1 protein-coding gene and 1 pseudogene are annotated in these 1,899 nt (G+C 68.8%); both read left to right on the top strand.

The genetic code is table 11. From position 1 onward, the window contains the following. Positions 1–488, top strand: a pseudogene (locus V7067_RS17665) (ABC transporter ATP-binding protein); the annotation flags it as partial. Positions 489–545: 57 nt separating this feature from the next. Then, positions 546–1,514: a glycosyltransferase family 2 protein gene (locus V7067_RS17660; RefSeq protein WP_334177191.1), complete on the top strand. Its 969-nt coding sequence runs from the start codon at positions 546–548 to the stop codon at positions 1,512–1,514. Positions 1,515–1,899: the final 385 nt, after the last annotated feature.

Genomic DNA, 1,899 nt, shown 5'->3' with positions numbered 1-1,899 from the left:
CGGTCGCCTCGCTGCTCGACATCACCATGGGCATGGACCCGGAACTGACCGGGGCCGAGAATGTGGTGCTGCGCGGCGCCTTCGTCGGCCTTTCCTTTGCCGAGGCCCGCCGTCGCCTGCCGGAGATCGCCGAATTCTCCGAGCTCGGCGACTATCTCGACCTGCCGATGCGCACTTACTCGTCGGGCATGGTGCTGCGTCTGGCCTTCGCGGTCTCCACGCTGGCCCGGCCCGATATCCTGCTGATGGATGAGCTGATCAGCGTGGGCGACGCCGGCTTCCGCGAAAAGGCGCGCGCCCGGCTCAACGCGATGATGCACGATGCCTCGATTCTGGTGCTGGCCTCCCACGCCAACGAGGAACTGCGCGCCTATTGCAACAAGGCCATCCTGATGAAGGAAGGGCGCATCCTGTTGTCGGGCTCGGTCGATCGCGTCATCGAGGCCTACGACGCCGACCGCCACGGCCACCCCATTGCCGAAACCTGATTGCCACGGGGCGCACATGCGCCCCGGCCGGCCGGTGGACCTTCGCAGGCAGCCAGAATGACCGCAGATACCATCAGTATTGAGAAGATCGCCGCCCGTCACCGCATCGCCGTTCTGGTGCCCTGCCATAACGAGGCGGCCGCGATTGCCGCCGTGGTCCGGGATTTCCGCCTCCACCTGCCGGGCGCGACCGTCTTCGTCTACGACAACAACTCCACCGACGACACCGCCCGCGTCGCCGCCGAGGCCGGCGCGGTGGTGCGGCACGAGACGCTGCAGGGCAAGGGCCACGTCGTGCGGCGCATGTTCAGCGATGTCGATGCCGATATCTACGTCATGGTCGACGGCGACGACACCTACGATGCCGCCGCCGCGCCGCGGCTGGTGGAGACGCTGATCAACGGGCATCTCGACATCGTCAACGGCGCCCGGCTGGCCACGGCGGACGCCGCCTTCCGCCCCGGCCACCGCTTCGGCAACCGGCTGCTGTCCGGTCTGGTCAGCACCGTGTTCGGCAAGCGCAACAGCGACATGCTGTCCGGCTACAAGGCCATGACGCGGCGCATGGTCAAGTCGTTCCCGATCAAGAGCGAGGGCTTCGAGATCGAGACCGAGCTGCTGGTGCACGCGCTGGAGATGAACCTGCCCGTCGGCGAGTGCCCGACCGACTATCGCGAGCGCGGCGAGGGCTCCACCTCCAAGCTGCGCACCTATCGCGACGGACTGCGCATCCTGTGGCTCATCAGCCATCTGATCCGCGAGAACAAGCCGCTGCAGTTCTTCTCCGCCATCGCCGGTCTGGCCTTCATGCTGGCGCTGGCGTTGGGCATTCCGGTGGTTCTGGAATTCAGCCGCACCGGGCTCGTGCCGCGCCTGCCGACCGCCGTGCTGTCCATGGGGCTCGCGCTGTCGGCCCTGCTGTCGCTCAATGCCGGGCTGGTTCTGGACGGCGTGTCGCGCGGCCGGCGCGAGGCGCGGCTGCTGGCCTATCTGGCGATCCCCGGGCCGCAGCCCGAGGACGACTGAGCGGGAAGAACACGGGAGCCGGCCCGAACGGGCCGGAGCCTGTGCGCCACCACAGAGCAAGGGCGACCCGGCGCAGGCGCTGCCCCGACCCGGCCGTACATCCTGCGTCTGCTTTTCTTGGCCCCTGCTTTTCCTGGCCCCGGCTCTCTTGCCGCCGTGCATCTGGTGCCGCGCACCTCGCGCCGTGCATCCGGCCCCGGCGCAGAATGAAAACGGGCGGGCCTCCGCCGGAGGTCCCGCCCGTCGTCGTTCCGCAGGAAGGCCGACATGTCCCTTTAAGGGGCTCACGTCCCGCACGGGTTCCTGAGCACCGGGCGCCTGCCCCGCCAGAGCGCGCGCGGCGCCCGGCCGGCTCTCATTGCCGGCCCGCTCCTGTCAGCCTTCT

Origin of the sequence: Pseudoxanthobacter sp., assembly GCF_036822375.1 — a bacterium.
GTDB lineage: Bacteria > Pseudomonadota > Alphaproteobacteria > Rhizobiales > Segnochrobactraceae > Pseudoxanthobacter.
Note: the sequence above shows the minus strand (reverse complement) of the source record. Positions and strands in the feature narration are given on the sequence as shown.